At 56.7% G+C, this 656-nt stretch carries 1 protein-coding gene; it reads left to right on the top strand.

Features of this window, described 5'->3' with window-relative positions:
• The first annotated feature begins 109 nt into the window (after positions 1–109).
• Entirely contained in the window at positions 110–514 is a 405-nt protein-coding gene (locus NS334_RS16780) for a c-type cytochrome (protein WP_206542718.1), read from the top strand.
• The last annotated feature ends 142 nt before the right edge of the window (positions 515–656 follow it).

Consider the following 656-nt stretch of genomic DNA (forward strand, 5'->3'; position numbering starts at 1 on the left):
TTTCTCTTTCTTCGTCAGCGTCAGATGTTTATAAGACACAGGTCACCGTGAAAACGGCATATCCGAAACCGAGAACACGCCGTCGCTGGCCGGGCAGCCCGATCAATATTTGCAGTGGCAACTGGTTTTCTTCCGCAGCGGCTCCCGCAAAAACGAGGCGATGCAACCGATCGCCGAGCAGGTCAACAATGAGGACATCCGCAACCTCAGCGGCTATTTTGCCTCGCTGACGCCGCCGAAAGCATCCGCACCCGACGACAATCCCGATTTGTCAAAGAAGGGTGCGGAGGCAGCCATGGGACGGCGCTGTGCGTCATGCCACGGCGATACTTTTGCCGGGTCGAAGGCTGTCGCGCGTCTCGCCGGCCAGCGCGAGGATTACCTCGTCAAGGCGCTGCATGACTACAAATCAAATTTGCGGGTCGGCGGCGGCGTGGCGGCGATGGCGGAGGTCGCCTATCACCTGAGCGAAGTGGAAATCACCGCACTCGCGCATTATCTTGCGCACCTGTAATTTATCTTCTTGATTCGATTGGATTACTTGATTACGCCGTGGGTCATTTGGTCAAACAGCGTCACGCTGTCGGCCTTCGTCCACAACCCAATTTTACCGGGATCTGTGAAGGTGGGATGGTCGACCTCAAGCAGTTCCTTGC

Source organism: Sphingomonas endophytica, assembly GCF_001476895.1.
GTDB classification, from domain to species: Bacteria; Pseudomonadota; Alphaproteobacteria; order Sphingomonadales; family Sphingomonadaceae; genus Sphingomonas; species Sphingomonas endophytica_A.